Here is a 25962-nt window from a genome sequence, read left to right as displayed (position 1 = left end):
TAGCAAACCCGCCGGGCCGAATACAGCGCCATATATGCCCCGGACAACGGGCAGAAACCCCGGCCGAAGCAAGATTGCTGCGAAAAACGCCCCATCCGGAATTGACTTGCCGCCGCGCCCTGCGTAAAGGACGGGCCTCAGTTGCCGCGGCCCTCGAATCTTTCGGGGTTCGGGCTGCATGTTACCGCCGTTACTGGAGAGCCGCGATGAAGCGCACTTACCAACCGTCGAACCTGGTTCGCAAGCGCCGCCACGGGTTCCGCGCCCGCATGGCCACCAAAGGTGGCCGTCTTGTGCTGAATGCCCGCCGCGCCAAGGGCCGCAAGAAGCTGTCGGCCTAAGAAGGGTCGGCCCTGTCCTGCGGGGCCGCTTCGGAAGATCTGACATGACACCGCCGCTGGCAGAGGAAGCAAACCGCACGACCGGGGCTTCCGAAAGCCTCGCGGCGGTTTCGTCATATGCGCCCTACACAATCCTTGCCAAACGCGCCGATTTCCTGCGCGCCGCTCAGGCGCGCCGGCAGGGCACGGGCGGCTTCCTTCTGCAAGCCCGCGAACGCGGCGATGACCGCCCCGATATCCGCGTCGGCTTCACCTGCTCGAAAAAGATCGGCAATGCGGTGATGCGCAACCGCGCCAAACGCCGCCTGCGAGAGATCGTGCGCGCCGTCCTGCCCGGCCTTGCCCGCCCCGGCTGGGATTACGTTCTGGTCGGCCGCCCCGGCGCCACGGTCACCCGTGATTTTGCAGATCTGCAAGCCGATCTGGCGCAGGCGCTCGCCCAGATCCACCGCCCGCCGCGCCCCAAGACCTGAGCACGGCGCACCGCCCTGCCCTTGCTTCCTGCCCAAATACTCATATCTCCGGTCAAAACCCAGGCCACGGCCAAAGGCCTTTCCCCATGTCGCCGCTCGCTCAGATCTTTGCCCTGCCGATCCGCGCCTACCGGCTGCTGCTCAGCCCCTGGGTCGGCCATGGCTGCCGGTTTCAGCCTACCTGCTCGGCCTATGCTCTGGATGCGCTGGCCCGCCACGGCGGGATCAAGGGGGGCTACCTGACGGTTCACCGCATCTGCCGCTGCCACCCATGGGGCGGATCGGGCTACGATCCGGTCCCCGGTGCCGATCCCGAACACGATTGCACAAGGCGCCAGCCCTGAAACCTTCCGTGGCAACGCCTTTCGCAGGGGCTCGATGCCCCGGAGAAAGGCGCCTCTTGTCAGGCACACATATCAGGAGCGCGGCGCGGCGGCGCGGCGCAGGCGGTCGTTGATCGCGCGGCCCAGTCCAGTCTCGGGCACCGGGGCGAAGGCAATCGCGCCGCCCGGCCCGGCCAGCGCATCGGCCTCGCGCAACAGGTGGAAAAGCCGCGCCGCTGCCTCCACAGGATCGCCACTTTCGGACAGGCTCAGATCGCCGGCCACCGCGCCGAAACCCACCAGAATCTCGCCCGGCCGTGCCCCGGTCGCGTTCAGCCGCACCCGCGCCTCGGGCGCATAATGCGAGGCAAGCTGCCCCGGTGCCTTGGGCTGCGCCGGATCACCCGGCAGCACCAGCGCATGTCCCAGCACCGCCTCCACCGCCTCCACCGTCACCCCGCCGGGGCGCAGCAGCGCGGGCGGGCCGTCGAGCCCCAGAATCGTGCTTTCCAACCCCACAGCACAGGCGCCGCCATCCAGCACCGCCTCGATCCGGCCTGCAAGGCCTGCCATCACATGCGCGGCCCGCGTCGGCGATACCCGGCCCGAGGGGTTGGCCGAAGGTGCCGCCACCGGCAGCCCGGCCGACTGCAACAGCGCCCGCGCCACCGGATGCGCCGGAATCCGCACCGCCACCGTGGGCAGCCCCGCCGTCACCAGCGGCGACAACCCCGCCCCTTCGCGCAGCGGCAGCACCATGGTCAGCGGCCCCGGCCAGAAGGCCACGGCCAGTGCACGCGCCTCGGGCGTCAGCACCGCATAGCGCCCGACCGCGACAAGATCCGGCAGATGCACAATCAAGGGGTTGAAAGACGGGCGATTCTTCGCGGCATAGATCCGCGCCACCGCGTGATCATCGCGCGCATCCCCGGCCAGCCCGTAGACAGTTTCGGTCGGCATCGCGACCAGACCGCCCGCGCGCAGCACCCCGGCTGCCTCGGCGATCCCTTCTGACGTGGCGGCGATAAGACGGGTTTCCATGGTTCGTGACGCAGCGTTGATGTTGAGGCGGTTTGACCTTGCGTTAATCTCGCCCCCGACAGATGACCCCAGATAGACCCGCGCGCCCCGGTTGCCAAGCGCGGGAAGGAGGATAGATGCCCTACCGTGCCCCGGTTTCCGAATTCCGTTTCGTCCTTGACCAGGTGGTCGGCATGGATCAGGTCGCCGCGACCGAGCTTTTTGCCGAAGCAACCCCAGAAACGGTCGAGGCGATTCTCTCCGAAGCGGGCAAGCTGTGCGAAACCGTGCTGGCGCCGCTGAACCGCGCGGGCGACCTGACGCCCGCAAAGCTGGAAAACGGCGTCGTGCGCACCTCGCCCGGCTTTGCCGAAGGCTACAGGGCCATCACCGAGGGTGGCTGGGTCGGCATGGCGGCCAGCCCCGAACATGGCGGCATGGGCCTGCCGATGTCGCTGACCACCGCCGTGAACGAAATGATCGGCTCCGCCTGCCTGTCGCTGCAACTCAACCCGCTGATGACGCAGGGCCAGATCGAGGCGCTGGAGCATCACGCCTCGGACGCGATCAAGGAACTTTACATCCCGAAACTGATCTCGGGCGAATGGTGCGGCACCATGAACCTGACTGAAGCGGGCGCCGGGTCCGATGTGGGTGCGCTGCGCACCAAGGCGGAGCGCAATGGTGACGGCACCTATGCGGTGACAGGGCAGAAGATCTTCATCACCTGGGGCGACAATGATTTCGCGGGCAATATCTGCCACCTCGTGCTGGCCCGTCTGCCCGATGGCGCCCCCGGAACCAGAGGCATCAGCCTGTTCATGGTGCCAAAGTTCATCCCCGATGAAAGCGGCAATCCCGGCAAGCGCAACAGCCTTGGCGTCGTCAGCCTTGAACACAAGCTGGGCCTGCATGGCTCACCCACCGCCGTCATGCAATATGACGGCGCGACCGGCTGGCTGATCGGAGAAGAACACAAGGGCATGGCCGCGATGTTCACCATGATGAACAATGCGCGGCTGGGCGTCGGGATGCAGGGCGTGGCGATTGCCGAAGCGGCATTCCAGCACGCGCTGACCTATGCGACGGACCGCAAGCAGGGCAAGACGCCGCTGGGCGCCACCGCCATCGTCGATCATGCCGATGTGCGGCGGATGCTGGGGCAGATGAAGGCCGAAACCTTTGCCGCCCGCGCCATCGCGCTGGCCTGCGCGGTCGCCATCGACATGGGCCGCGCTACTGGCAGCGCTGACTGGCAGGCCCGCGCCGCCCTGCTGACGCCCATCGCCAAAGCCTACGGCACCGATATGGGCAACGAGGTCGCCTATCTGGGCGTGCAGGTCCACGGCGGCATGGGCTTCATCGAGGAAACCGGCGCCGCGCAGTTCAGCCGTGACGCGCGGGTGACCTCCATCTACGAAGGTACCAACGGCATTCAGGCGATGGATCTCGTGGGCCGCAAGATGATGGACGGTGGCGCGGCGGCCTACCGCCTGCTGCAAGAGATCGAGGATCACGCCAGCGAGGCGCGCGCCACGCTGCCCGACCTGGCGGGCGATGTCTGGGCGGCGGCCGAGGCGCTGCGCGAGGCGACGGAATGGCTGGTCGCGCAGGAGGCCAATGATCGCAACGCCGGGGCCGTGCCTTATCTGCGCGCCTTTGCCCGCGTGCTGGGCGGACATTACCACCTGAAGGCCGCGCTGGCCGATGCGTCACGGCAACCGCTGGCGGCCTTTGCCATCAAGCGCCTGATGCCCGAACATAGCGCGCTGATCGCACAGATGCGCGAAGGGGCGGCGGGGCTTTATGCCCTCACCCCCGAGGCGCTGGCCTCGTGAGCATCGATACCCGCAGCACCGGCCTGCGCTATCCGTTCGAGCCGCCCGCAGCGGGCGGCTCGGTCGCAATTGCGGAAGGCGTTCTGTGGCTGCGGCTGCCGCTGCCGATGGCGCTGGATCACGTCAATGTCTACGCGCTGGACGAGGGCGACGGCTGGACACTGATCGACACCGGGCTGGATACCCGCCGCGCGCGCACCGAATGGCAGGCGCTTCTGGATGGCCCGCTGGCGGGCCGCCCGGTGCGGCGGGTGGTGGTGACGCATCACCATCCCGACCATATTGGTCTTGCCGGATGGTTCATGGCACGCGGGGCGGAGCTTGTGACCACCCGCACCGCCTGGCTTTATGCCCGCATGCTGACGCTGGACGAACAGCCCGCCGCCACGCCGGAACAGCTCGCCTTCTGGCGCAGTGCCGGGATGGATGCGGCACTGCTGGAAAAGCGCGCGACGGAACGGCCCTTCAACTTCTGCGACGTCGTGCATCCGCTGCCACTGGGCTTTACCCGCACCGCCGACGGCGACAGCCTGACCATGGGCGGGCGGCGCTGGCGGGTGCATTGCGGCGATGGCCACGCCCCCGAACACGCGACCTTCTGGAGCGAGAGCGACGATCTGGTGATCGGCGGCGATCAGCTTCTGGCCTCGATCTCGCCCAATATCGGGGTCTATCCGACCGAACCGCTGGCCGACCCGCTGGGCGACTGGATCGACAGCTGCCGCCGCTTCGCCACACTGGCCGAACCCCGGCATCTGGTGCTGCCCGGACACAAGTTGCCCTTCACCGGCCTGCCACTGCGGCTGCACCAGCTTGAGGAAAACCACGACAGCGCCATCACCCGCCTTCTGGCGCATCTGGAACAGCCACAGACCGCGACGGGGTGCTTCCCTGCCCTCTTCCGCCGCAGCATCGGTGACGGGGAATATGGCCTTGCGATGGTGGAAGCCATGGCACATCTGACCTACCTTCTGCACAGGGGGCTTGCGAAACGCGACCTGTCCCCGGAAGGAGCCTGGATGTGGAGCCGCATATGATCGACGAAATCGCCACCTCTGCCGAGGTTCTGGAAGCCAGCGCCCTGCCTTGCGCCCATGTCGTCCATGCCGACCCGGATGCGCCGGAAACGGCAGAACAGCAGCCCCTGCCCGCCGCCGTGGCGCGCAAACCCGTGGAACAGAAAAGCCCGGCCGAATGGGCCTATGAGCGGCTCATCCTTTATATCCGCAATTTCGAAAGCCAGCTTGATGCCAGACATGAGGTGGCGATGGGATTCGCGGGGGGCGAGGTCGGCGTGCTGCGGATCGAGGGGCTGGGCTATTTCGACCCCGATCTGATCACCTTCTACGGTCGGGACGAGGACGGGGCGAAGATGCAGCTTGTGCAGCATGTCAGCCAGCTGAATGTCGCGCTGCGGGCCATCCCGCGCGAAATGCCCGACGCCCCGCCACGCCGCATCGGCTTTCGTCTGGCGCAGGACTGGGACGAACCGGCCCCGGCGGAGCCGCAACACCCTGCCCCCGAAGCGTGACGCGGGGAGGTGACAGCCCCCGGTGAATCAGGTATCGGGTTGGAAAATCACGGCAGATCCGGGAGACGCACCTATGGCCGAACACAAGCATGGCAGCATGGACATCCGCGAACACGAAAAGACCTTCGCGGGCTTCATCCGCATGTCGACCTGGGGCGCAGGCATCGCCATCGGCGTGCTGATCTTCATGGCTCTGGCCAATTCCTGATCCCGGTCTCCGGCGGACCGGGCCCCGGGGGTCGAACCCCGGCCCGGCCCCGACCTCCTGCCCGACATCCTGAAGGAGCGCCCGATGCGCCGCCATCTGCTTTGTGTTGCCCTCGTCGCAACCCTGTCCGCCTGCGGCGCAGCCGAGCCGACCTGGGCACCGGATGAAGCCGTCGCAAAGGCGCGCTATGTGCATGACGGCCCGCCCGCGATCACGCTGTTTACGGTGATCAGCACCCGCAACGGCTCGGGCGCGCATGCAGGGCTGATGATCAACGGCTCGCAGCGGATCATGTTCGATCCGGCGGGAAGCTGGAAACTGCCGCGTCTGGCCGAACGCAATGACGTGCATTTCGGCATGACCGACAAGATGGTCAATTTCTACATCGACTATCACGCCCGCGAAACCTACTACGTCGTCGAGCAGACCAAGATCGTCTCGCCCGAGGCCGCGCAACTGGCGATGCAGCGCGCGATGTCCTACGGCGCGGTGCCGAAGGCGCATTGCACCGATGCCGTCTCGACCATCCTGCGGGGCGTCCCCGGCTTTGAAACCCTGCCGCACACCTGGTTCCCGAAGAAGCTGATGGAAGAATTCGGCAAGTTGCCTGGCGTGACCGAACGCAAGATCACCGACGATGATGCCGACGACAATCATGGCGTTCTGCTGGTGCAGGCGGGCGATCCCCGTCTGGCGGAGCAGGATGCCGCCGCCGCGCAGTAAGGCGCGGCGGGCTCAGCCCAGCAGCAGCGGCAGACCGAACAGCACCGCAACACCTGCGCCGATCGACGCCAGCGTGTTGCGGGTGATCACCCCGGCCAGCACCGTCATCACCGCAGCGGCAAGCCGCACCGGATCTGTCTCGCCGCCCGTCGCGGCGGGCCACAGCACGGCGGGCGCCACCAGCCCCGGAATCACCGCCATCGGCGTATAGCGCAGCAGCCGCAGCACCATCGGCGGCAGAGGCCGCGCCCCGATCACCCCCAGGAACGAAAAGCGCAGCGCGAAGGTCAGAGCCCCCAGCGCCACGATCAGGGTCCAGAGCTTCCATTTGACCGCGATGATCTCGGGCAGTTGATCGGGACTCATGCGCGTTTCTCCCACAGGGTTTCAACCAGCGCCCCGACGACCATCGCCGCCGCCGAGGCGACCAGCAGCCCAGAGGAATAGGGCATCCACCACAGGGCCAGCGTGCCCCCGACCGAAACAAGGGCGGCGGCATAATGCGCAGGTGTGCGCAGGACCGGGGCGATCATCGCCAGAAAGGCGATGGGCACGGCGAAATCCAGCGCGAGGTCAGACGGAATCGCCTTGCCAAAAGCTGCCCCACCCCAGGTGGACAGATACCAAAGCGGCACGACAAGGCTGACCGTGCCAAAGAAATAGGCGACTTTCTCTGCCACCGGGCGATCCGGGTTGCGGGTAAACTCGGTGATGGCAGCGACATAGCTCTGATCCACCAGAAGGTAGGAAATCAGTGCCCGCTGCCACAGCTTCGCCAGCCCCAGATGCGGCGCCAGCGAGGCGGAATACATCGCCATGCGCAGGTTCACGGCGGCAGCGGTGAAGATCACCACCACCAGCGGCGCGCCGTCCTGCATCAGCTGCACCGCCGCGAACTGCGCGGCGCCGGCGATGACCACCACCGAAAACCCCATGGTTTCAAGCACCGTCATCCCCGCCCCGGTGGCGACCACGCCAAACAGGGTTCCGAACGGTCCGATGACCAGCACGAAAGGCAAGGAGGCGGCAAGGCCGCGCAGGAAAGCGGCGCGCAGTGGAGAAGGCATGGGACAATCCGGCATGTCGGAGGAACCGGCTTTACCGGCCGGTGCAGAAGGCTTAGGGCTTTGCGGGGCGGGCTGCAACCCGGAGGAGGTCATGCGCATCGACGGGGTTATCCTTGCAGGCGGCGGCGGGCGACGCATGGGCGGTGCTGACAAGGCATTGCTGCCGCTGGCGGGCCAGCCTCTGATCCTGAACGCCATCGCGCGCCTTGAACCGCAAGTTTACAGGCTTTGTCTTTCGGCCAATGGCGATCCGGCGCGGTTGGCCTTCACCGGCCTGCCCGTGCTCGCCGATGATGTGTCGCAAGGGCCGCTGTCGGGCATTCTGGCGGCGCTGGAGGCCAGCGAAGGCGCGGATGCGCTTGTCAGCGTGGCGGTGGATACCCCGTTCTTCCCCGGCGATCTGGTGCCGCGCCTGTGGATGGCCGCCGATGGCGGACTGGCCTATGCCACATGTGGTGGCCGCGCGCATCCGACCTTCGCGCTGTGGCCGCTGGCGCTGCGCGCCGCCCTGCGGGGCTGGCTGGCTGCGGGCAAGGCGCGGATGATGGACTTCTGCACGGCCCATGGCGCCGTCGCCGCCCCCTTCCCCGGCGGCACACCCGATCCGTTCTTCAACCTGAACACCCAGGACGACCTTGCAGCGGCGGAACAGGCGATCCGATGCGCGGGCTGAACATCGCCGTGGTGGATTGGTCGGCGGCCAGCCGCCCCACCCCGGCGCGCGACAGCGCCGATGCCATCTGGATCGGCCTGTGCACCGCTGCGGGCGAGCGTCAGATCTACTGCCGGACAAGGGCCGAGGCCGAGGCGCGGATCATCGCGGAAACAGCGACCGGCGAGTGGCTGGTGGGGTTCGACTTTCCGATGGGTTATCCCGCCGGTTTCGCCGCCCGGCTGACCGGGCAGGCCACGGCGCGCAGTCTGCACGACTGGCTGGAACGCGCGGTGCAGGACGGGCCGGACAATGCCAACAACCGCTTCGAACTGGCGGCGGCAATCAATCGTCGTCTGGGCGGCGGCGGCCCGTTCTGGGGATGCCCGGTCACGGTCGACCTGCCCGGCCTGCCCCGCCGAAAGATCGTGGATTATGCCGCGCTCGGGCTGACCGAACGGCGCGGGGTGGAACAGCGAATCCGGCGCGCCCAGCCGGTCTGGAAGCTGTACACCACCGGCTCGGTCGGGTCACAATCGCTGACCGGCCTGCCGGTGGTCGCCCGTCTGGCCCGGCGCCCCGGGACCGCCGTCTGGCCGTTCGAGCCGCCCGCGCGCATCACGCTGGCCGAGGTATATCCCTCGCTCCTGGATGCCGAAGTGCGCGCTGAGGGCGACGCGGTGAAAGACCGCGCGCAGGTGCGGCTTCTGGCGCGTGCGCTCTATCGCCTTGCCGGGGCCGGGCACCTGCCTGCGCTGCTGGAATGCCCGCCGGAAGCCAGGTCGGAAGAGGGCTGGGTGCTCGGCGCGGGACAGGAGCCCTTGCTCCGGGCCGGACTGGCATGAGCCTGCGTCTGACCCTTGGCATTGCCCCCGAACACCGCACCGAAGCCGCGCGGCTGTACTGGCAGGCGTTCAGCGGCAAGCTGGGTCGCGTGCTGGGGCCGGAACCGATGGCGCTGGCCTATCTGAACCGGGTCATCCGCGCCGATCACGCCATCGGCGCGGTGGGTCAGGGACGGCTGCTGGGCCTTGCCGGCTTCAAATCCCCGGAGGGCGGCTTTGCCGATGGCAAATGGTCTGACCTGCGCGCCACCTTCGGTATGGCCGGGGGCGCATGGCGCATCGCTTTGCTGGCCGCCCTTGGTAACGAGGTCGACAATCGCCGCTTCCTGGTCGACGGCATCTGTGTTGCGGAAGACGCGCGCGGCCACGGCATCGGCAGCGCGCTGGTCGAGGCCCTGTGCGACCTTGCCCGCCAGCGCGGCTATGGCGAGGTGCGGCTGGAGGTCGTGGATACCAATACACGCGCCCGCGCGCTTTACGCCCGGCACGGTTTCGAGGGCACCGAGGTGATGCGGCTGGGCCTTCTGCGCCATGCCTTCGGCTTTGAAAGCGCCGAAACCATGATAAGGCGGCTTTGACAGCCGGTCAGGGCAGCGGAACCGCCCCTGCCCGCAGACCCGAGACCAGCACCAGAAGTATGGTCAGCCCCATCAACACCGCCAGACGCTGCGGGCGCGATTGCGGACGATCCTGCGGGATTTCAAGCCAGTCACTCATAGGCCTCATTTACACCACATTTCGACCACAATCATTAACAAGCCCAATGCACGACGTGGACAGCCCGTTTCCCCGGCAGAAACCGGCCTCCCGTCACCCTTCCCCTTCGCGCCGCGATGCGCTAAGGCCAAGGCACGAAAATCAAGAGGCGTGCCATGAAATTCACCCTGTCCTGGCTGAAGGATCATCTTGAAACCAGCGCAACGCTGGATCAGATCCTGACCGCTCTCACCGATCTCGGCCACGAGGTCGAGGAGGTCGAGAATCCTGAGGTGAAGCTGGGCGCCTTCCGCATTTGCCGTGTGATAGAGGCGGTGCAGCACCCCAATGCCGACCGACTGCGGGTCTGCCGCGTCGCCACCTGGCCGAACGGGCCGGAAGGCGCAATGGAGGAGGTGCAGGTGGTCTGCGGCGCGCCGAATGCGCGCACTGGTCTCGTGGGCGTGTTCGCCCCGACCGGAACCCATGTGCCAGGCACCGGGGTTGACCTGAAGCCGGGCAATATCCGTGGCGTCGACAGCAACGGAATGCTGTGCTCGGAACGCGAACTTGAACTGTCTGACGACCACAACGGCATCATCGACCTGCCCGAGGATGCGCCGGTGGGCGTGCGCTTCATCGACTACAAGGGTCTGAATGACCCGATGATCTATGTGAAGATCACGCCCAACCGCCCCGACGGGCTGGGAGTGCGTGGTCTGGCCCGCGATCTGGCGGCGCGCGGCCTTGGCACGCTGAAAGCCCTCGACATTCCGGCGATCAAGGGCAGCTTCGCCTCGCCCGTCGGCGTGAAGATCGACGACAGCCTGAAAGCCAAGGGCTGCCCGTTGTTTGCGGGCCGCACCATTCGCGGCGTGAAGAACGGCCCCTCGCCCGACTGGATGCAGGCGCGGCTGAAGGCGATCGGGCTGCGGCCGATCTCGGCGCTGGTCGATATCACCAACTATTTCACCTTCGGGCTGAACCGCCCGCTGCACGTCTTTGACGTGGCCAAGGTGAAGGGCGATCTGCGCATCCATCCGGCGGCGGGCGGCGAGGAGCTGCTGGCGCTGGACGGCAAGACCTATGCGCTGAAACCCGGCATGATGCTGATTTCCGACGACGCCCAACCCGAAAGCCTTGCCGGCATCATGGGGGGCGAGCTTTCGGGCTGCACCGATGACACCACCGATGTGTTCCTCGAATCGGCCTATTGGGATCCGATCACCATTGCCACCACCGGCCGCGCGCTGAAGGTCAACTCCGACGCGCGCTATCGGTTCGAACGCGGCGTGGACCCTGCCTTCACCCTTCCGGGGCTGGAGCTGGCGACGCAGATGATCCTTGATCTTTGCGGCGGAGAGGCGTCGGAGATCGTGGTCGATGGCGCCGTGCCGGATACCGCGCGCAGCTATCGCTTCGATGCGAAACGTGTCGAACGGCTCGTGGGCATGGAAATCCCCGAAGCCGATCAGCGCGCCACGCTGGCGGCTTTGGGCTTCACCCTCACCGGCGATCAGGCCGCCCCGCCTTCGTGGCGTCCCGATGTGCAGGGCGAAGCCGATCTGGTGGAAGAAGTGGCGCGCGTTGCCTCGCTGTCGAAACTGGTGGGCAAGCCGATGGCCCGCGCCCTGCCCGGTGTGCCAAAACCGATCCTGACCCCGCTGCAAACCCGCGAAAAGGCCGCCCGGCGCACCATCGCGGCGCTTGGGTATAATGAATGTGTGACCTACAGCTTCATCGACCAGACGGCGGCGGCGGCCTTTGGCGGCGGGACCGATGCGGTGAAGGTGGACAACCCGATCTCGTCGGAAATGACGCATCTGCGGCCTGACCTGCTGCCCGGCCTTCTGCGCGCCGCTGCCCGCAACCAGGCGCGTGGCTTCATGGATCTGGCGCTGTTTGAGGTTGGCCCGGTGTTTTCGGGTGGTGAACCCGGAGAACAGGCGACGGTGGCGACCGGCCTCCTGATCGGGTCTTCGGCGCCGCGCGATCCCTACGGCTCGCGCCGCCCGGTCGATGTGTTCGACGCCAAGGCCGATGCAGAGGCGGTGCTGGCCGCCATCGGTGCACCGGCCAAGGTGCAGATCAGCCGGAAGGTGCCGGGCTGGTTCCATCCCGGCCGGTCGGGCGTGATCGGGCTGGGGCCGAATGTGCTGTGCACGTTCGGCGAGGTGCATCCGCGCATCCTGCAAGCCTTTGACGTGAAAGGCCCGGCCGTGGCTTTCACCGTGCAGGTCGCCAATGTGCCGCAGCCCAAGGTCAAGACACCGACCCGCCCGGCGCTGGCCATTTCGGACCTGCAAGCGGTGGAGCGCGATTTCGCCTTCGTGGTGGATGCGGGCGTAGAGGCGCTCACGCTGGTCAATGCCGCCGCAGGTTCGGATAAGGCGCTCATCGAAAGCGTCCGCGTCTTCGACCAGTTCACCGGCGAAAAGGCCGAGGCGCAAATGGGTGCGGGCAAGAAATCTTTGGCCATCACCGTGCGCCTGCAACCGCAGGACGCCACGCTGACCGACAAGGACATCGAGGCGGTTTCCGCGAAGATCGTCGAGAAGGTCGCCAAGGCGACCGGCGGCACGCTGCGCAAGTAAGCTGCAAAAACCCAACAAAAAGGGGCGTCCTCGGCGCCCCTTTTGCGTATCTGGTTGCCCTTACGCGACCTTGAGCACGATCTTCCCGATATGGCCGGAGCTTTCGATCCGGTGATGCGCCTTGGCGGCATCCACCAGCGCAAATTCGCTGTCAATCACCGGGCGCAGCGTGCCACGTTCCACCATGGGCCAGACGTGTTTCGCAAGGTGACGGGCATAGCGCGCCTTGGCCAGATCGCTTTGCGGTCGCAGGGTTGACCCCGTGATCGTCAGCCGCCGCATCATCACCTCGGCGAAGTTCAACTCGGCTTTCGATCCCTTGAGGAAGGCGATCTGCACCAGCCGCCCCTCGTCTGCCAGCGCCTTGACGTTGCGCTGGATGTAATCGCCGCCCACCATGTCGAGGATGACATGCGCGCCGCCCTCGGCCTTCATCACCTTCACGAAATCCTCTTCGTGATAGTTCACCGCTTTCTCGGCCCCCAAAGCCTCGCAGGCCGCGCATTTCTCGGGGCTGCCGGCAGTGGCGAAAACACGGGCACCCAGGGCACGGGCCATCTGGATCGCCGTCGTCCCGATCCCAGACGCCCCGCCATGGACCAGAAACCGCTCGCCCGCGCGCAGGCCGCCACGCAGCATGACGTTGGACCAGACGGTATAGCAGGTCTCGGGCAGGCAGGCGGCCTCTTTCAACCCGATGCCCTCGGGCATTGGCAGGGCATGATCTTCCGGCGTCACGGCATATTCGGCGTAACCGCCCCCGGGCAGCAGCGCAGTTACGCGGTCGCCTTCCTGCCATTTGGTCACACCGGGGCCAACGGCGGCAACCCAGCCCGAGGCCTCCAGCCCCGGCAGGGGCGAGGCGGTGGGGGGCGGCGCGTAAAGCCCGGCCCGTTGCAGCGCGTCAGGGCGGTTCACCCCGGCGTAGGCCACCCGGATCAGAATTTCGCCATGGCCCGGCACCGGCACCGTCACCTCGACCGGCCGCAGAACCTCCGGCCCGCCGGGTTCGGAAATCTCGATCGCCGTCATCACATGGGGGGGCGGTAGCGTCATGTCCTGTCCTTCAAGCTTCCCGGCAAATCCGCAGGCGCGCGCGGCGCCCTGATCTGCTCCATCAGTTTTATCGGCCCGGCCAGCAGCGCCTTGCCCAAGGGGTTAGAGCGCACCGCCGCCTTCATCTTCTCGAACTGCATGACATCGCCGATGCGGCGGTCAAGAAAATCGCGCGTGGCTTCGTGCCCCGGACTGTCATCCCCCAGCCAGTACAGCACGGTGGCGGAATAAACCGCCGACAGCGTGGCGCGCTTGGAATACCAGTTCACGTCATCCGAGGTATCGCCGAGCGCCGTCCAGATCGCATCCGCCGTGCCCCAGATCGCCCGCGCGCCTTCGGCCGCGTTCTGCGGCAGGGCAAAGAAGGTGCTGCCCCGGCGGACAAGCTCTTTGTCCTCGACCAGATCGAGCCGGGTCATCACGGCGCGGGCAATGCGGTCACGAATGCGCAGGACGTCAAGGTCCGTCGCGGCCAGCGCCTCCATCATGCGGGTATCGCCCTGCCGGTGATAGGCCAGCGCCAGATCGAGAGCACCGCGCGGGAACAGCGCGGCGCCCAAAGCAGGTTCCACCCCCGAATCGGCCAGCGCGGCCTTCAGCGTGGTTTCAGACCAGCCATCAAAGGGCACATGGGCCAGTGCGGCCCCGATCACCGCCTCGCGGGCGGCATTCAGCGGGTTTTCCTCGGTCATGGCGGCTCCTTTCCCGTCGGAAGGTAGACAAGTCCCGCGGCTTTTGCTATGGCCCGCGGGCCTGCACATCAGTGCAACTCTAGCTTAGGAAGGTGGTGACAACCACATGCAGGTCAGCGTTCGTGACAACAACGTCGAACAGGCGCTCCGCGCCCTGAAGAAAAAGCTCCAGCGCGAAGGCGTGTTCCGCGAAATGAAGCTCAAGCAGCATTTCGAGAAGCCGTCGGTCAAGAAAGCCCGTGAGCAAGCCGAAGCGATCCGCCGTGCGCGCAAGCTCGCGCGCAAGAAGGCTCAACGTGAAGGCGCTCTCTGAGAGACGTGTCTGAACTCTGGGCGGGGTAACCCGCCTTTCGAGGAACCCCCGCGCCCAGGCCGGGGGTTTTTCATTTTGTGGCGGGAACGGGGCGAAACAGCCATGGCCCAAGAAGCGCCGCGCCCCCTGCCCCGACAAGCTGCGCCAGAATGAAGCCCGGTGCATCCACGGCGCGGATGCCTGCGAAACTGTCGGTCAGGGCGCGGGCAATCGTCACCGCCGGATTGGCGAAAGAGGTCGAGGCGGTGAACCAGTAGGCGGCGGTGATGTAGCACGCCACCACCGGGGCCGCGCGCGTGCCCGCGCCCAGGATTGCCAGCACCAGCCCGAAAGTCGCCACTCCCTCGGCCAGCCATTGCGGCCCGCCACTGCGCACTGTGGCCCCGGCCTGCACCAGCGCAAGGCCGAACATGGCATGGGTCAAAATCGTGCCTGCGGCCCCGCCACCGACCTGCGCGATGATGCGCAATAGCGCCGCAAAGGGACGGTGCCGCCCCTGCATCAACCCGAGCAGCGTGACGGCCGGGTTGAACTCGGCCCCCGAAACCGGCGCGAAGACGGTGATCAGCACATAAAGCCCCGCCCCCGTCGCCAGTGCATTGGCCAGAAGCGCCAGCGCCGTATCTTCGGTCAACCGGCTGGCCATGATGCCCGATCCCACGACAACCGCCACCAGCAGCGCGGTGCCCAGCGCCTCGGCCACAAGCTGCCGGGCGGTCATTCGTTGCCGATCTGCTTGAGGCGGCTTTGCAGCGACATCCGGTCCAGACTGTCCAGCGGCAGCGCGGTGAATGCGGCGATCCGGCGGCTCAGCGCCCTGTAGGTTTCAGCGAAGGCCAGCGCCTTTTGTGCATCCGAGCCTTCCACCGCCGCAGGGTCAGGCAGCCCCCAATGCGCCGTCACCGGCTGGCCCGGCCAGAACGGACATTCCTCTGCCGCCGCGCTGTCGCAGACGGTAAAGACGAAATCCATCTTCGGTGCCTCCGGCCCGGCGAATTCGTCCCAGCTTTTGGAACGGGCAAAGCCGGTGTCGATGCCTTCTCGCCGCAGCAGATCCAGCGCGAAGGGATTGGGGGCACCGCCCGGCCGCGACCCGGCGGAATAGGCGCGGAACCGGCCCGCCCCCACATGGTTCAGGATGCCTTCACCCAGAATGGAGCGGGCGGAATTTCCGGTGCAAAGAAACAGCACGTTGAAGCTGCGCGACATGGCGGGCCTTTCGCAGGCGCATACGATGCTGTCCAGCACCGGCGCACAAAGGGTTGCATCGCCGCCGCAGCAATCCTCCAGCAGCCAGCCCACAAGCGCACGCAGGCTGGTCATATTGGCACTGTAGCGGATGGATCTGCCGTCGCGCGCGGGCACGATCAGACCCGCCGCCTGCAACTGCGCCAGTTGCGAAGACAGCGTATTCTGGCGCAGGTCAAGCTGACGGGCGATGTCGCCCGCCGCCAGCCCCTCGGGGCCAGCCTGAACCAGAAGACGAAAGACCTCGATCCGCGAGATCTGTCCCAGGGCCTGAAAAGCGGTTTGCGCGGCCAATATATCCATGATTCCCGAAATATCGAAATATAACCGCCATCGCAAGCCGGTTTCGCGATCAGACCGAATAGGCCGTGGTCTTGACCACCGTTCGCAACGCGAAGGAACTTTGCATCTGCGCCACGCCCGGCAACCGGCTGAGGTACTGGCGGTGGATGCGGGCGAAATCCTCGGTATCCTCGGCCACGATCTTCAGCAGGTAGTCGGCGCTGCCCGCCATCAGGTGACATTCCAGAATGTCGGGGATGCGCGCCACCTGACGTTCAAACGCATCCAGCAACTCATCCGCCTGCCCTTGCAGGGTAATTTCCACGAACACCGTCGTCGGACGACCGAGGCGGCGCGGGTCCAGCAGGGCGACATAGCCTGCGATGAACCCCTCCTCCTCCAGCCGTTGCACCCGGCGGTGGCAGGCCGATGCGGACAGATGCACCTGTTCCGAAAGCTCTGCATTGGTGATACGGCCATCTTTCTGCAATGCAGCAAGAATGCGGCGGTCTGTTGCGTCAAGTTCCATGGTTTCGAAGATTTCTTCGGTTATTGGCGGGTTTCAATCCATATTCTTGCACAGCCATGGGCAAGATACAGCCTGAAAACAAATTTCTTGTGCCGATTCTGCGGCAGGCTGATTGGCACAGGCCGCGCGGGGGATGCCCCGGAAAAGGCGGCGCTCAGGGAGTGTGACACATGAAGATCGGATGCCCGAAAGAAATCAAACCGCAGGAGTTCCGCGTCGGGATGACTCCCGACGCGGTAAAAGAGGCGGTAAATCACGGCCATAGCGTGATGATCGAAACGAATGCCGGCGCGGGGGCCGGCTTTTCTGATTCTGACTATGTGGCGGCGGGTGCCACCATTCTGGGCACGGCGGAGGAAATCTTCGCGCAGGCCGAGATGATCGTGAAGGTGAAAGAGCCGCAGGCCATCGAACGCAAGCGCCTGCGCGAGGGGCAGGTGCTGTTCACCTATCTGCACCTGGCCCCCGATCCGGCACAGACAAAGGACCTGCTGGACAGCGGCGTGACGGCCATCGCCTACGAAACCGTGACAGATGATCGCGGCGGGCTGCCGCTGCTGGCGCCGATGTCAGAGGTCGCCGGGCGGCTCGCACCGCAGGTCGGCGCCTGGACCCTGCAAAAGGCCAATGGCGGGCGCGGCGTTCTGCTGGGCGGCGTGCCGGGTGTGCTGCCGGGCAAGGTGCTGGTCATCGGCGGCGGAGTCGTCGGCACCCATGCCGCCAGGGTCGCCGCCGGAATGGGCGCTGATGTGACGGTGATCGACCGTTCGGTGAACCGCCTGCGCTATCTGGACGATGTGTTCGGGCGCGAGTTCAAGAATGCCTATGCCAGCGCGGGCAACACCATCGCTCTTGCCCGCGAGGCCGACCTGATCATCGGCGCGGTTCTGATCCCCGGTGCGGCCGCGCCCAAGCTGATATCCCGCGCGCAACTGGCTGAACTGAAGCCCGGCGCGGCGCTGGTGGACGTAGCCATCGACCAGGGCGGTTGTTTCGAAACCAGCCACGCCACCACGCACCAGGACCCGATTTACGAGGTCGACGGCATCATGCACTACTGCGTGGCCAATATGCCCGGCGCGGTCGCGCGCACCTCGACCCAGGCACTGGGGAATGCCACCATGCCCTTCATGCTGGCCCTGGCCGACAAGGGCTGGAAACAGGCCTGCGCCGAGGACAGGCATCTGCTGGCGGGCCTCAATACCCACAAGGGCAAGCTCACTTATGCCGCCGTTGGCGCGGCACTTGGCCTGCCGACCATCGGCGCGACAGAAGCGCTGGCACTCTGACCCTTGCACAGAGCCGACATCCGAGCACGAAAAAGCCCCCCGCCGATGCGGGGGGCTTTTGAATTTCACGCAATCACTTCTTCAGCGCGTCGCGGATTTCCAGCAGCACCTCAAGCTCGGTCGGGCCAGCGGGCGCAGCGGCAGCGGCCGCCTCTTCCTTGCGGACAGTCGCCTCTTTCAGACGGTTCACCGCCTTCACCAGCAGGAAGACGACCCAGGCGATGATCAGGAAATTGATTACCGCAGTGATGAACGAACCATAAGCGAAGACAGGCGCACCAGCCTCTTTCGCGGCGGCCAGCGAGGTATATTCACCATCGCCCAGATTGATGAACAGGTTCGAGAAGTCGATCCCGCCCGTCACCATCCCGATGATCGGGTTGATCAGATCGGCCACCAGCGAATTCACGATGGCCGTGAAAGCTGCACCGATGATGATACCGACCGCAAGGTCCACCACATTGCCTTTTGCGATGAACGCCTTGAATTCATTCAACATTACCCAGTCCCTTCTTGTGACCTGACCGGCTGGCACTTCACATGGCGCCATGTCCCCGGCGTCTGCCCGCACAGACGTGACCGCAGTATCGCACAGCCCTGTACCTTTTGTGATGGGGAAAATGGGCCTAACTCTGTCACAGCGCAACAGAAAGGCTGCCCATATGACGCTCGCCGCTTTCCCGATTACACGCCGCTGGCCCGCCACCCGCCCCGAGGCAATCCAGCTTTATTCCCTGACCACCCCGAACGGGGTCAAGGTCTCCATCGCGCTGGAGGAAATGGGACTCGATTACGAGGCGCATCTGGTTGATTTCGGCACCAACGACCAGTTCACCCCGGAATTCCTGAGCCTCAGCCCCAACAACAAGATCCCGGCGATCCTTGATCCGAACGGCCCCGGCGGCACGCCGCTGCCGCTGTTCGAAAGCGGCGCCATCCTGATCTATCTGGCCGAGAAATCGGGCAAGCTGCTGCCGCAGGACCGCCGCTATGAGGTGCTGCAATGGCTGATGTTCCAGATGGGCGGGCTTGGGCCGATGTTCGGCCAGCTTGGCTTCTTTCACCATTTTGCCGGGAAAGAGATTGACGATCCCCGCCCGAAGGAACGCTACCGCGCCGAGGCGGCACGGCTGCTGAAGGTGCTGGATGGCGCGCTGGAAGGACGCGAGTGGGTCGCAGGCGAATTCTCGATCGCCGATATTGCGATCTGTCCCTGGCTCAACACGCTGCTGAACTTCTACAAGGCTGCCGGAATTGCCGGCTGGGACGATTTGAAGAACGTGCCCGCCTATCTGGAGCGTTTTCTTGCCCGCCCGGCCGTGCAGCGCGGCATGAAAATCCCCGCCCGAGGCTGAACCGGAAAGGGGGCCATCGGCCCCCTACCCCATCAGCCGGTCGGCGCTGGCCTCGAACAGGCTGCGGGCGTAATCGGTCTGCATCCGCGCCCCGGCCAGTTCTGCGCGCGTCAGCTCCTCCACTGCACGGCCGTGCTGCATCACCAGCACCCGGTCGCACATATGGTCGATCACCGCGAGGTCATGGCTGACCATCAGGAAAGTCAGCCCCCTTTCCGCCCTCAGCCGCGCCAGCAGGTTCAGCACCTCGGCCTGCACACTGGCATCCAGCGCAGAGGTCGGCTCGTCCAGCAGCAGGATTTCCGGTTCCAGCATCAGCGCGCGGGCGATGGCAACGCGCTGGCGCTGCCCACCTGAGAGCTGATGCGGATAGCGGAAGCGAAAGCTGGACGGCAGGCCCACATCCTCCAGCGCCCGCATCACCCGCTGATCCGCGCCGCCTATGCCATGAATCGCCAGCGGCTCCGACAGTGTTCGATCCAACGTGTGCCGGGGGTGCAGACTTGCATAAGGGTCCTGGAACACCATCTGCACCCGGCGGGCAAAGGCGCGGTCGTGGCGCAGCGCCTCACCGCCGATGCGGATGCTGCCGCCCGACACCGGCGCAAGGCCACAGATCGCCCGCAGGATGGTGGACTTCCCCGAGCCGCTTTCGCCCACCAGCCCGAAACTTTCGCGCATATCGACGCGCAAGCTGACGCCCTGCACTGCGCGCACCTCGCGGCCCTGTGCGGTGAAGGTGACAGAAAGGTCATCAATCTCGATCAGGCTCATCTCAGACCTCTTTCGCCCAAGCGGCATCGCGGTCAAGCCCGGGCAACGGCCCCCGGTCGCCGCCAATGCGCGGCAGGCAGTTCAGCAGGCCCTGTGTATAGGGATGCTTTGCATGCAGAAGGTCGGCGGCGGCCAGTTCCTCGACCACGCGCCCCTTATACATCACCAGTACGCGGTCGCAGAACCGCGCCACCAGCCGCAGATCGTGGCTGATGAAGATCAGCCCCATGCCCCGGCTGCGCACCAGATCGTCAAGGATTTTCAGAACCTCGGCCTGCACCGTCACATCCAGTGCGCTGGTCGGCTCATCCGCGATCAGCAGGTCGGGGTTCGGGATCAGCATCATGGCAATCATCACCCGCTGGCCCATCCCGCCGGACAGTTCATGCGGATAAGCCTCCATCACCCGTTCCGGGTCGCGGATCTGCACCGCCTCCAGCGCGGCGATAGCCTTGGCGCGCGCCTCGGCACGGCCCAGACGGTCGCGTTTGCGCAACCCCTCCATCAACTGATCGCCCACCCGCATCACCGGGTTGAGGCTGTATTTCGGGTCCTGCATCACCATGGCGATACGCGGCCCGCGCAGGGCTCGCATCTCGCGTTCCGTGAGGCGCATCAGATCCTGCCCGTCAAAGCGCATCTCGTCCGCCTCGATCCGCCCCGGAGGCCGGATCAGCCGCAGAACCGACCGCCCCGTCATCGTCTTGCCCGAGCCGCTTTCGCCCACGATGCCCAGCCGTTCCCGCCCGAGGCTGAACGAAACGCCACGCACGGCCTCTACCCGCCCGGTTTCGGTATCGAAGGTCACGCGCAGGTTCTTTACCGACAGCAGCGTCATTTCGCGGCACTCCTCGGGTCCAGCACGTCGCGCAAACCATCGCCCAGCAGGTTGAAGCCAAGGCTGACGATGAAGATGGCAAGGCCAGGCATGGTGGCGACCCACCATTGCTCGAACAGGTATTTGCGGCCCGCGCTGATCATCAGACCCCATTCCGACAAGGGCGGTTGTGCGCCAAGGCCAAGGAAGCCCAGACCGGCGGCAATCAGGATCACCCCGGCCATGTCCAGTGTCACCCGGATGATGACCGAAGGCAGGCACATCGGCACGATATGACCCCAGATGATCCGCCCCGCGCCCGCCCCTTGCAGGCGCACTGCGGCGATATAGTCGGAATTGCGCACGGTCAGCGTTTCGGCCCGGGCGACGCGGGCATAGGGCGGCCATGCGGTCAGCGCGATGGCCAGCACCGCATTTTCGATCCCCGGCCCCAGCACGGCCACCAGCGCCAGCGCGAGGATGAGACGCGGGAAGGCCAGAAAGATGTCGGTCAGCCGCATCAGAACAGCATCGACCCAGCCGCCAAAATAACCCGCAACCGTGCCGACCATCAGCCCGATCAAGGGCGCCGTCACCGCCACCAGCGCGATGATGTAAAGCGTGATACGCGAGCCATAGACGATCCGGCTCCAGATATCGCGGCCGAAGTCGTCGGTGCCCAGCCAGTGCCCCGGCGTCAGCGGCGGTTGCAGACGGTTTTGCAGGTTCTGTGCAATCGGGTCATGTGTCGCCAGCACCGGCGCGAAAGCGGCGATCACCAGCAGAAGCCCGATGATCACCAGCCCCGCCATGGCCAGCGGGTTGCGTTTCAGACGCAGCCAGCCCAGCCACAACTGGCCAAGCTTCGCCTGCCGCCGCGAGGTCGGGTTTGGGTCGCGCAGCCATTCTGTCAATGTGCTCATCGCCTTACCTCGCACGCGGATCGACCAGCCGGTAGAGCAGGTCGGAAACAAGGTTCAGCACCACGAAGGCCACGCCCACGACAACCGTGCCGCCCAGCACGGCAGGCATGTCATTCACCAGCAGCGCGTCGGTGATGTAACTGCCAAGGCCGGGCCAGGCGAAGATCGTCTCGGTCAGCACCGAACCTTCCAGCAGATAGGCATAGCTCAGCGCGATGACGGTGATCAGCGGCACCATCACGTTGCGCATGGCATGGACCCAGATCACCCGCCATTCCGGCATGCCCTTCACGCGGGCGGTGGTGATATATTCCTGCCCCAGCTCATTCATCATGAAGCTGCGGGTCATCCGGCTGATATAGGCCATGGAGACATAGCCCAGCAGCCCGGCGGGCAGGATGATGTGGGAGATCGCGTTGACGAACATGTCCCATCGTCCCGCCAGCGCAGTGTCGATCAGGATCATGCCGGTATAGGGCGTCACCTCGAATTCGTAGAACATGTCGAAGGCCGCATCCAGCCGCCCCGGCCCGCCGACCCAGCCCAGCACGCCGTAGAACAGCAAAAGCCCGATCAGCCCCAGCCAGAACACCGGCATGGAATAGCCCATCAGCCCGACCAGCCGCACGAAATGGTCGGCCAGACTGCCCGGCCGAGTCGCCGCCAGCACACCTGCCGGAACGCCCGCGATGACGCCCAGAATGGTGGCCAGCGTTGCCAGTTCCAGCGTCGCCGGAAAGGCACGCGTCACAGCCTGAATCACCGGCTCGCCGGTGCGGATCGAGGTGCCAAGGTCACCTTGCAACGCATTGCCGACGAAAATGAAGAATTGCTGCCACAGGGGCTTATCGAGCCCCAGCGCCACGCGCGCGGTTTCGATCTGCGCCTCCGAGGCGCGTTCGCCGACAATGGCGATCACCGGGTCAATGGGCACGACACGGCTGATGATGAAGGTGACGAACAAAAGCCCGAGCAGCGTGACGGCCAGTGAAAAGGCCGCGCCGCCAAGGCCGCGCAGGCGGGCCATCCAGCGGGAGGAGGAAAGCGATACAGTCATCGGTCAGGGCGGCCCCCGGCCCGTACGGCCGGGGGCCATCCTCTTACTTGGTCACAAGCCAGTAAGCGGCCGAGTCGATCGCGCCGCCGGTGTAGAAGCCGCTGACATTGCTGCGCATGGCCGAGTTGTAGCCGATCTGGAACATCACGATGAAGGGCGAGGTTTCACGGTGCAGCTTCTGCTCTTCCTCATACATCGCCTTCCGCTTGTCGCCGTCCCGCTCCATCACCGCGGCCGAGGTCATGTCGTTCAGCTTGCCGGGATCATAGGCATTGCGCCAGGCCAGCGTGCCGACCTTCGCCTCGTCGGCATTGTCGGGGTTCCAGGCGAACGACCCGGCATTGGTCTGCGGGTCCGGGTAATCCGGCCCCCAGCTTTGCAGCGTGGCATCATGCTGGCGCGCGCGATAGCGCTTGAGCTGTTCCGCGCCCTCGCCGATGTTCAGCTCCACCTCGATCCCGGCCTGGCCGAAAGTGTTCTGGATCGACTGCGCCATTTCCATCCGGTCAGCAGCATTGCGCACATCCATCACCACCTTGGGGTTCTGCACGCCGCTTTCGGCCAGCAGCGCCTTCGCCTTTTCCACGTCAAGGCTATAGGGCGTGTCTTCCAGCGCGCCCAGATAGCCCTTCGGCAGGAAGGCCTGATGCACCACCATGTTGCCCTTCAGCACGGTGTCGGCCAGCCCCTGATAGTCGATGGCCCAGCGCATCGCATCGAGGAACTTCTCGTTCTTGTAATTCTCGTTCTTCTGGTTGAACGACAGATAGAAGATCTGCCCGCCGACATCCTTCTGGATCTTCAGATCGGCATTTCCGGCGATGCCTTCAATGTCCACCGGCGTCAGTTCGCGCGCGATGTCGATATCGCCCTTCTCCAGCAGCAGACGCTGCGTCGCGGCCTCGGGCACATGGCGCATGAACACCGATTTCACCTTGGCATCGCCGCGCCAGTGGCCCTGACGCGCTTCCAGCAGGTAACCCTCGTTCGGTTTGTAGCTTTTCAGGATGAAGGCGCCGGTACCAGCCGAATTGGTCTTCAGCCATTCGTTGCCCATGTCACCGTTGACCTCATGCTCCATCACCGTCTTCATATCGACGACAGAGGCCACACCGGCCGTGAGGCAGTTGTAAAGGAAGGTCGGCGCATAGGGCTGATCAACCTTCAGCACCACGGTATCCCCCTCGGCCTTCACCATCTCGTCCACATTCTCGGCCGTCCAGCCAAACTGGTTGAGGATGAAGGCGGGCGATTTGTTGATCTTCACCGCACGGCGCAGCGAGAAGGCCGCATCCTCGGCCGTCACCGGATTGCCGCTGCTGAAGGTGATGCCCGACTTCATCTTGAAGGTGAAGGTCAGGCCGTCCTCGCTGACCTCCCAGCTTTCGGCCAGACCCGGCTGCGGCCCGGAGGGCTGCGACGGGTCCAGCTCCACCAGACCGTCATAGATGTTGTTCACCACATCGAGACCAGAGAATTCGTAGGCCTCCTGCGGGTCCAGCGACACGATATCGTCAATCGCATCCGCGATCACCAGCGCATCAGGCGGCGTCGCGGCCAGAAGCGCGGCAGGCGCCGCACCCAGCATCAGCGCGGCGGCGGCAGCCAGCCCGAAGCGACGCGCGGTCAGGTCAAACGTCATGGTGAACTCCCTGGTTCTTGTTGTGATTATCGTGGCGATTCCGGCGGCCCTTGCCGGGAAATCCTGACCGATTGGGCAATTTTGCACCGGGCTTGTCAACAGCCCTGAAACATGGGCAGATCGGCCCCGCAACACGCCGGAAAAAGGAGCAACCCATGACCCGTTTCGCCATTTTCGATGGCCACAACGATCTGTTGTCGCGCCTCTGGTTTGAAGGTGACAGCACGGGCGAAAGCTTCTTCACCGGGCGCAAAGGCGACATCTCGCTGGACGCCTGCCGCGCGGGCGGCTTTGCAGGGGGGTTCTTCGCGATCTGGGTGCCCGGCGAGCCGCAGGACGCCCCGAACCCGGCCGCCACCCTGCGCGCTTTTCCCCCGGTAGATACTGCCAAGGCCCATCGCGTGACGCTGGAACAGGCCGCCATCCTGATCCGCATGGCGGCAAACCACCCCGAGAGCTTTCGCCTCTGCCGCAGCGTGGCCGAGATCGAAACCGCACGCGCCGAGGGCGCCATCGCCGCCATCCTGCACGTCGAGGGCTGTGAAGGCATCGGCGCCGGGCTGGACGAATTGCATGTCCTGCATGCCGCCGGGTTGCGCAGCCTCGGCCCGGTCTGGAGCCGCGACAATATCTTCGGCCACGGCGTGCCCTTCAACTTCCCCGCCTCGCCCGATACCGGCCCCGGCCTGACGGATGCGGGTAAGCGGCTGGTCGCCGAATGTGACCGGCTGGGCGTGCTGCTGGACCTCGCGCATCTGAACGAGGCCGGGTTCTGGGATGTCGCGAAGATCAGCACCAAACCACTTGTCTCCACCCATTCCGCCGCCCATGCGCTGTGCACCGCCACCCGTAACCTGACCGACCGCCAGCTGGACGCCATGGCCGAAACCGGCGGGCTTTGCGGGCTGAATTTTGGCGTGGGCTTCCTGCGGGAGGATGGGGTGAAGAACCCCGACATGCCTGTCGAACAGATGATCCGCCACCTTGACCACCTCATCGCCCGGCTGGGCGAAGGCGGCGTGGCGCTCGGATCGGACTTCGACGGTACCACCATCCCCGGCTGGATGGGATCGGCGGCCGATCTGCCGCTGCTGACCACCGCGATGGAATGCGCGGGCTATGGTGAAGCCCTGATCGCGCGGCTGTGCTGGGGCAACTGGATAGACCTGCTGCGCCGCACCATCGGCTGAGCCAGGCTGCGCGGTCGGCTTTCGAGTATTTGGACAAGAAGCAAGAGCAGACCGCGGCAAGGGGACGGAGAACGGCCCTCAGGCGCGGCGCAGTCGTGGCGCGCCGTTCACCGCCCCGCCGGTGGCCTTGGTTTGCTTCTTGCCCAAATACTCATTGCAACGGCTGTCGCGTGACGAATGCGCCGAGACAAAGCGCCCCCAGCGCGAGCGCGGTGCCGGTGCCCAGCAGGGCGGGCACGCCACCGAGGCCCAGCAGCGCCGCGCCGACAGAAGGCGCTGCCGCGATCGCAAGAATGGGCGCGACCGCCGCCGCGCCGGAGATCGCGCCAAAGCCCGCCCGCCCCAGCTTTTCCATCAGCAGCACAGGCCGAAGGATTGAGCCCACATTCTCCAAGTAAGTCGCTGATTTCGCTGTCGTAATCGTGATATTTCGCATATAAATCATGGCGTTGACGGCTGCGAGGGGCGCGTTTCATGGATCACC

The 25962-nt window shown here is 65.6% G+C and carries 32 protein-coding genes; 16 read left to right on the top strand and 16 right to left on the bottom strand.

Annotated features, from left to right (window positions below; all coding sequences use genetic code 11):
* The first annotated feature begins 206 nt into the window (after positions 1 to 206).
* The 3 genes from rpmH to yidD all read left to right on the top strand — a co-directional run bounded on the left by rpmH (position 207) and on the right by yidD (position 1158).
* Positions 207 to 341 carry a 50S ribosomal protein L34 gene (gene rpmH, locus IE126_RS10250; RefSeq protein WP_054302507.1) on the top strand — a complete coding sequence of 45 codons (135 nt, stop codon included), beginning with the start codon at positions 207 to 209 and terminating at the stop codon, positions 339 to 341.
* Between the two features lie 44 nt (positions 342 to 385).
* Positions 386 to 814 carry a ribonuclease P protein component gene (rnpA, locus tag IE126_RS10245; protein ID WP_189380902.1) on the top strand — a complete coding sequence of 143 codons (429 nt, stop codon included), beginning with the start codon at positions 386 to 388 and terminating at the stop codon, positions 812 to 814.
* A gap of 86 nt (positions 815 to 900) precedes the next feature.
* Positions 901 to 1158: a membrane protein insertion efficiency factor YidD gene (gene yidD / locus IE126_RS10240; RefSeq protein ID WP_189380901.1), complete on the top strand. Its 258-nt coding sequence runs from the start codon at positions 901 to 903 to the stop codon at positions 1156 to 1158.
* A 72-nt stretch (positions 1159 to 1230) separates the two neighbouring features.
* Here the strand turns inward: yidD and IE126_RS10235 are convergent, their stop codons facing one another.
* Complete coding sequence (locus tag IE126_RS10235) at positions 1231 to 2178, bottom strand: L-threonylcarbamoyladenylate synthase (protein ID WP_189380900.1); 948 nt, start codon at positions 2176 to 2178, stop codon at positions 1231 to 1233.
* 116 nt (positions 2179 to 2294) lie between these two features.
* On the opposite strand from IE126_RS10235, the gene IE126_RS10230 reads away from it, so the two are divergent.
* From IE126_RS10230 to IE126_RS10210, 5 genes are all read left to right on the top strand, one after another.
* Positions 2295 to 3995, top strand: a complete 1701-nt coding sequence (locus IE126_RS10230; protein WP_108128556.1) for an acyl-CoA dehydrogenase — start codon at positions 2295 to 2297, stop codon at positions 3993 to 3995.
* Positions 3992 to 5032 (top strand): MBL fold metallo-hydrolase, encoded by a 1041-nt coding sequence (locus IE126_RS10225; protein WP_407646016.1) that lies wholly within the window; start codon positions 3992 to 3994, stop codon positions 5030 to 5032. The genes IE126_RS10230 and IE126_RS10225 overlap by 4 nt, the downstream gene beginning before the upstream one ends.
* Positions 5029 to 5526 (top strand): DUF6173 family protein, encoded by a 498-nt coding sequence (locus IE126_RS10220; protein ID WP_054302512.1) that lies wholly within the window; start codon positions 5029 to 5031, stop codon positions 5524 to 5526. The genes IE126_RS10225 and IE126_RS10220 overlap by 4 nt, the downstream gene beginning before the upstream one ends.
* 73 nt (positions 5527 to 5599) lie before the next feature.
* Positions 5600 to 5734 carry an aa3-type cytochrome c oxidase subunit IV gene (locus tag IE126_RS10215; protein WP_054302513.1) on the top strand — a complete coding sequence of 45 codons (135 nt, stop codon included), beginning with the start codon at positions 5600 to 5602 and terminating at the stop codon, positions 5732 to 5734.
* 84 nt (positions 5735 to 5818) lie between these two features.
* A complete protein-coding gene (locus tag IE126_RS10210; RefSeq protein WP_108128554.1) occupies positions 5819 to 6457 on the top strand; it encodes a hypothetical protein in 639 nt (212 codons plus the stop codon).
* A gap of 12 nt (positions 6458 to 6469) precedes the next feature.
* On the opposite strand, the gene IE126_RS10205 is transcribed toward IE126_RS10210, so the two are convergent.
* On the bottom strand, positions 6470 to 6823 hold the full coding sequence (locus IE126_RS10205) for an AzlD domain-containing protein (RefSeq protein WP_054302515.1): 354 nt from the start codon (positions 6821 to 6823) through the stop codon (positions 6470 to 6472).
* On the bottom strand, positions 6820 to 7524 hold the full coding sequence (locus tag IE126_RS10200; protein WP_054302516.1) for an AzlC family ABC transporter permease: 705 nt from the start codon (positions 7522 to 7524) through the stop codon (positions 6820 to 6822). The genes IE126_RS10205 and IE126_RS10200 overlap by 4 nt, the downstream gene beginning before the upstream one ends.
* A 91-nt stretch (positions 7525 to 7615) precedes the next feature.
* On the opposite strand from IE126_RS10200, the gene mobA reads away from it, so the two are divergent.
* Genes mobA through IE126_RS10185 form a run of 3 tightly spaced genes read left to right on the top strand, consistent with a single transcriptional unit; the run spans position 7616 to position 9599 of the window.
* Positions 7616 to 8197, top strand: a complete 582-nt coding sequence (mobA, locus tag IE126_RS10195; protein ID WP_189380899.1) for a molybdenum cofactor guanylyltransferase MobA — start codon at positions 7616 to 7618, stop codon at positions 8195 to 8197.
* A complete protein-coding gene (locus IE126_RS10190) occupies positions 8185 to 9021 on the top strand; it encodes a molybdopterin guanine dinucleotide synthesis (protein ID WP_189380898.1) in 837 nt (278 codons plus the stop codon). The genes mobA and IE126_RS10190 overlap by 13 nt, the downstream gene beginning before the upstream one ends.
* Positions 9018 to 9599: a GNAT family N-acetyltransferase gene (locus IE126_RS10185; protein ID WP_054302519.1), complete on the top strand. Its 582-nt coding sequence runs from the start codon at positions 9018 to 9020 to the stop codon at positions 9597 to 9599. Before IE126_RS10190 ends, IE126_RS10185 begins: the two co-directional genes overlap by 4 nt.
* Positions 9600 to 9606: 7 nt before the next feature.
* Here IE126_RS10185 and IE126_RS26275 read toward each other — a convergent pair whose 3' ends face one another.
* Positions 9607 to 9738: a hypothetical protein gene (locus tag IE126_RS26275; RefSeq protein WP_255349797.1), complete on the bottom strand. Its 132-nt coding sequence runs from the start codon at positions 9736 to 9738 to the stop codon at positions 9607 to 9609.
* A 155-nt stretch (positions 9739 to 9893) separates the two neighbouring features.
* Between IE126_RS26275 and pheT the strand changes: the two genes are divergently transcribed.
* Positions 9894 to 12311: a phenylalanine--tRNA ligase subunit beta gene (gene pheT / locus IE126_RS10180; protein WP_189380897.1), complete on the top strand. Its 2418-nt coding sequence runs from the start codon at positions 9894 to 9896 to the stop codon at positions 12309 to 12311.
* A gap of 60 nt (positions 12312 to 12371) precedes the next feature.
* Here pheT and IE126_RS10175 read toward each other — a convergent pair whose 3' ends face one another.
* Positions 12372 to 13367 carry an NAD(P)H-quinone oxidoreductase gene (locus tag IE126_RS10175; RefSeq protein ID WP_189380896.1) on the bottom strand — a complete coding sequence of 332 codons (996 nt, stop codon included), beginning with the start codon at positions 13365 to 13367 and terminating at the stop codon, positions 12372 to 12374.
* Positions 13364 to 14059: a COQ9 family protein gene (locus IE126_RS10170; protein ID WP_189380895.1), complete on the bottom strand. Its 696-nt coding sequence runs from the start codon at positions 14057 to 14059 to the stop codon at positions 13364 to 13366. The genes IE126_RS10175 and IE126_RS10170 overlap by 4 nt, the downstream gene beginning before the upstream one ends.
* Before the next feature lie 106 nt (positions 14060 to 14165).
* Between IE126_RS10170 and rpsU the strand changes: the two genes are divergently transcribed.
* Positions 14166 to 14372, top strand: coding sequence for a 30S ribosomal protein S21 (gene rpsU / locus IE126_RS10165; RefSeq protein WP_082400860.1), 207 nt, complete (start codon positions 14166 to 14168; stop codon positions 14370 to 14372).
* Between the two features lie 70 nt (positions 14373 to 14442).
* Here the strand turns inward: rpsU and IE126_RS10160 are convergent, their stop codons facing one another.
* The 3 genes from IE126_RS10160 to IE126_RS10150 are packed head-to-tail and all read right to left on the bottom strand — an operon-like array spanning position 14443 to position 16431.
* Positions 14443 to 15093: an aquaporin gene (locus IE126_RS10160; protein ID WP_054302524.1), complete on the bottom strand. Its 651-nt coding sequence runs from the start codon at positions 15091 to 15093 to the stop codon at positions 14443 to 14445.
* Complete coding sequence (locus tag IE126_RS10155) at positions 15090 to 15923, bottom strand: arsenate reductase/protein-tyrosine-phosphatase family protein (RefSeq protein ID WP_108128547.1); 834 nt, start codon at positions 15921 to 15923, stop codon at positions 15090 to 15092. The genes IE126_RS10160 and IE126_RS10155 overlap by 4 nt, the downstream gene beginning before the upstream one ends.
* 49 nt (positions 15924 to 15972) lie before the next feature.
* Entirely contained in the window at positions 15973 to 16431 is a 459-nt protein-coding gene (locus IE126_RS10150; protein WP_054302526.1) for an Lrp/AsnC family transcriptional regulator, read from the bottom strand.
* A gap of 170 nt (positions 16432 to 16601) precedes the next feature.
* Here IE126_RS10150 and ald point away from each other — a divergent pair, with 170 nt between their 5' ends.
* Positions 16602 to 17720, top strand: a complete 1119-nt coding sequence (gene ald / locus IE126_RS10145; RefSeq protein WP_189380894.1) for an alanine dehydrogenase — start codon at positions 16602 to 16604, stop codon at positions 17718 to 17720.
* A 73-nt stretch (positions 17721 to 17793) separates the two neighbouring features.
* Here ald and mscL read toward each other — a convergent pair whose 3' ends face one another.
* A complete protein-coding gene (mscL, locus tag IE126_RS10140; RefSeq protein WP_054302528.1) occupies positions 17794 to 18219 on the bottom strand; it encodes a large conductance mechanosensitive channel protein MscL in 426 nt (141 codons plus the stop codon).
* Between the two features lie 163 nt (positions 18220 to 18382).
* Here mscL and IE126_RS10135 point away from each other — a divergent pair, with 163 nt between their 5' ends.
* The gene (locus tag IE126_RS10135) at positions 18383 to 19075 is read left to right on the top strand and encodes a glutathione S-transferase N-terminal domain-containing protein (protein ID WP_054302529.1); all 693 of its coding nucleotides are present in this window, start codon (positions 18383 to 18385) and stop codon (positions 19073 to 19075) included.
* 24 nt (positions 19076 to 19099) lie between these two features.
* Here IE126_RS10135 and IE126_RS10130 read toward each other — a convergent pair whose 3' ends face one another.
* The 5 genes from IE126_RS10130 to IE126_RS10110 are packed head-to-tail and all read right to left on the bottom strand — an operon-like array spanning position 19100 to position 24288.
* Positions 19100 to 19849 (bottom strand): ABC transporter ATP-binding protein, encoded by a 750-nt coding sequence (locus IE126_RS10130; RefSeq protein ID WP_189380893.1) that lies wholly within the window; start codon positions 19847 to 19849, stop codon positions 19100 to 19102.
* Position 19850: 1 nt separating this feature from the next.
* Positions 19851 to 20687 (bottom strand): ABC transporter ATP-binding protein, encoded by an 837-nt coding sequence (locus IE126_RS10125; protein ID WP_189380892.1) that lies wholly within the window; start codon positions 20685 to 20687, stop codon positions 19851 to 19853.
* The gene (gene nikC / locus IE126_RS10120; protein WP_054302532.1) at positions 20684 to 21589 is read right to left on the bottom strand and encodes a nickel transporter permease; all 906 of its coding nucleotides are present in this window, start codon (positions 21587 to 21589) and stop codon (positions 20684 to 20686) included. The genes IE126_RS10125 and nikC overlap by 4 nt, the downstream gene beginning before the upstream one ends.
* 4 nt (positions 21590 to 21593) lie before the next feature.
* The gene (locus IE126_RS10115; RefSeq protein ID WP_082400862.1) at positions 21594 to 22646 is read right to left on the bottom strand and encodes an ABC transporter permease; all 1053 of its coding nucleotides are present in this window, start codon (positions 22644 to 22646) and stop codon (positions 21594 to 21596) included.
* Positions 22647 to 22689: 43 nt separating this feature from the next.
* Positions 22690 to 24288, bottom strand: coding sequence for an ABC transporter substrate-binding protein (locus IE126_RS10110; RefSeq protein ID WP_189380891.1), 1599 nt, complete (start codon positions 24286 to 24288; stop codon positions 22690 to 22692).
* A 155-nt stretch (positions 24289 to 24443) separates the two neighbouring features.
* Here IE126_RS10110 and IE126_RS10105 point away from each other — a divergent pair, with 155 nt between their 5' ends.
* Positions 24444 to 25478, top strand: coding sequence for a dipeptidase (locus IE126_RS10105; protein ID WP_189380890.1), 1035 nt, complete (start codon positions 24444 to 24446; stop codon positions 25476 to 25478).
* Positions 25479 to 25629: 151 nt separating this feature from the next.
* Here the strand turns inward: IE126_RS10105 and IE126_RS10100 are convergent, their stop codons facing one another.
* On the bottom strand, positions 25630 to 25863 hold the full coding sequence (locus IE126_RS10100) for a hypothetical protein (RefSeq protein ID WP_189380889.1): 234 nt from the start codon (positions 25861 to 25863) through the stop codon (positions 25630 to 25632).
* Positions 25864 to 25962: the final 99 nt, after the last annotated feature.

Source organism: Gemmobacter nanjingensis, from assembly GCF_014652195.1.
Lineage (GTDB): Bacteria > Pseudomonadota > Alphaproteobacteria > Rhodobacterales > Rhodobacteraceae > Gemmobacter > Gemmobacter caeni.
The sequence above is the reverse complement of the archived record's forward strand: the minus strand, read 5'-3'. Positions and strand labels throughout refer to the sequence as shown.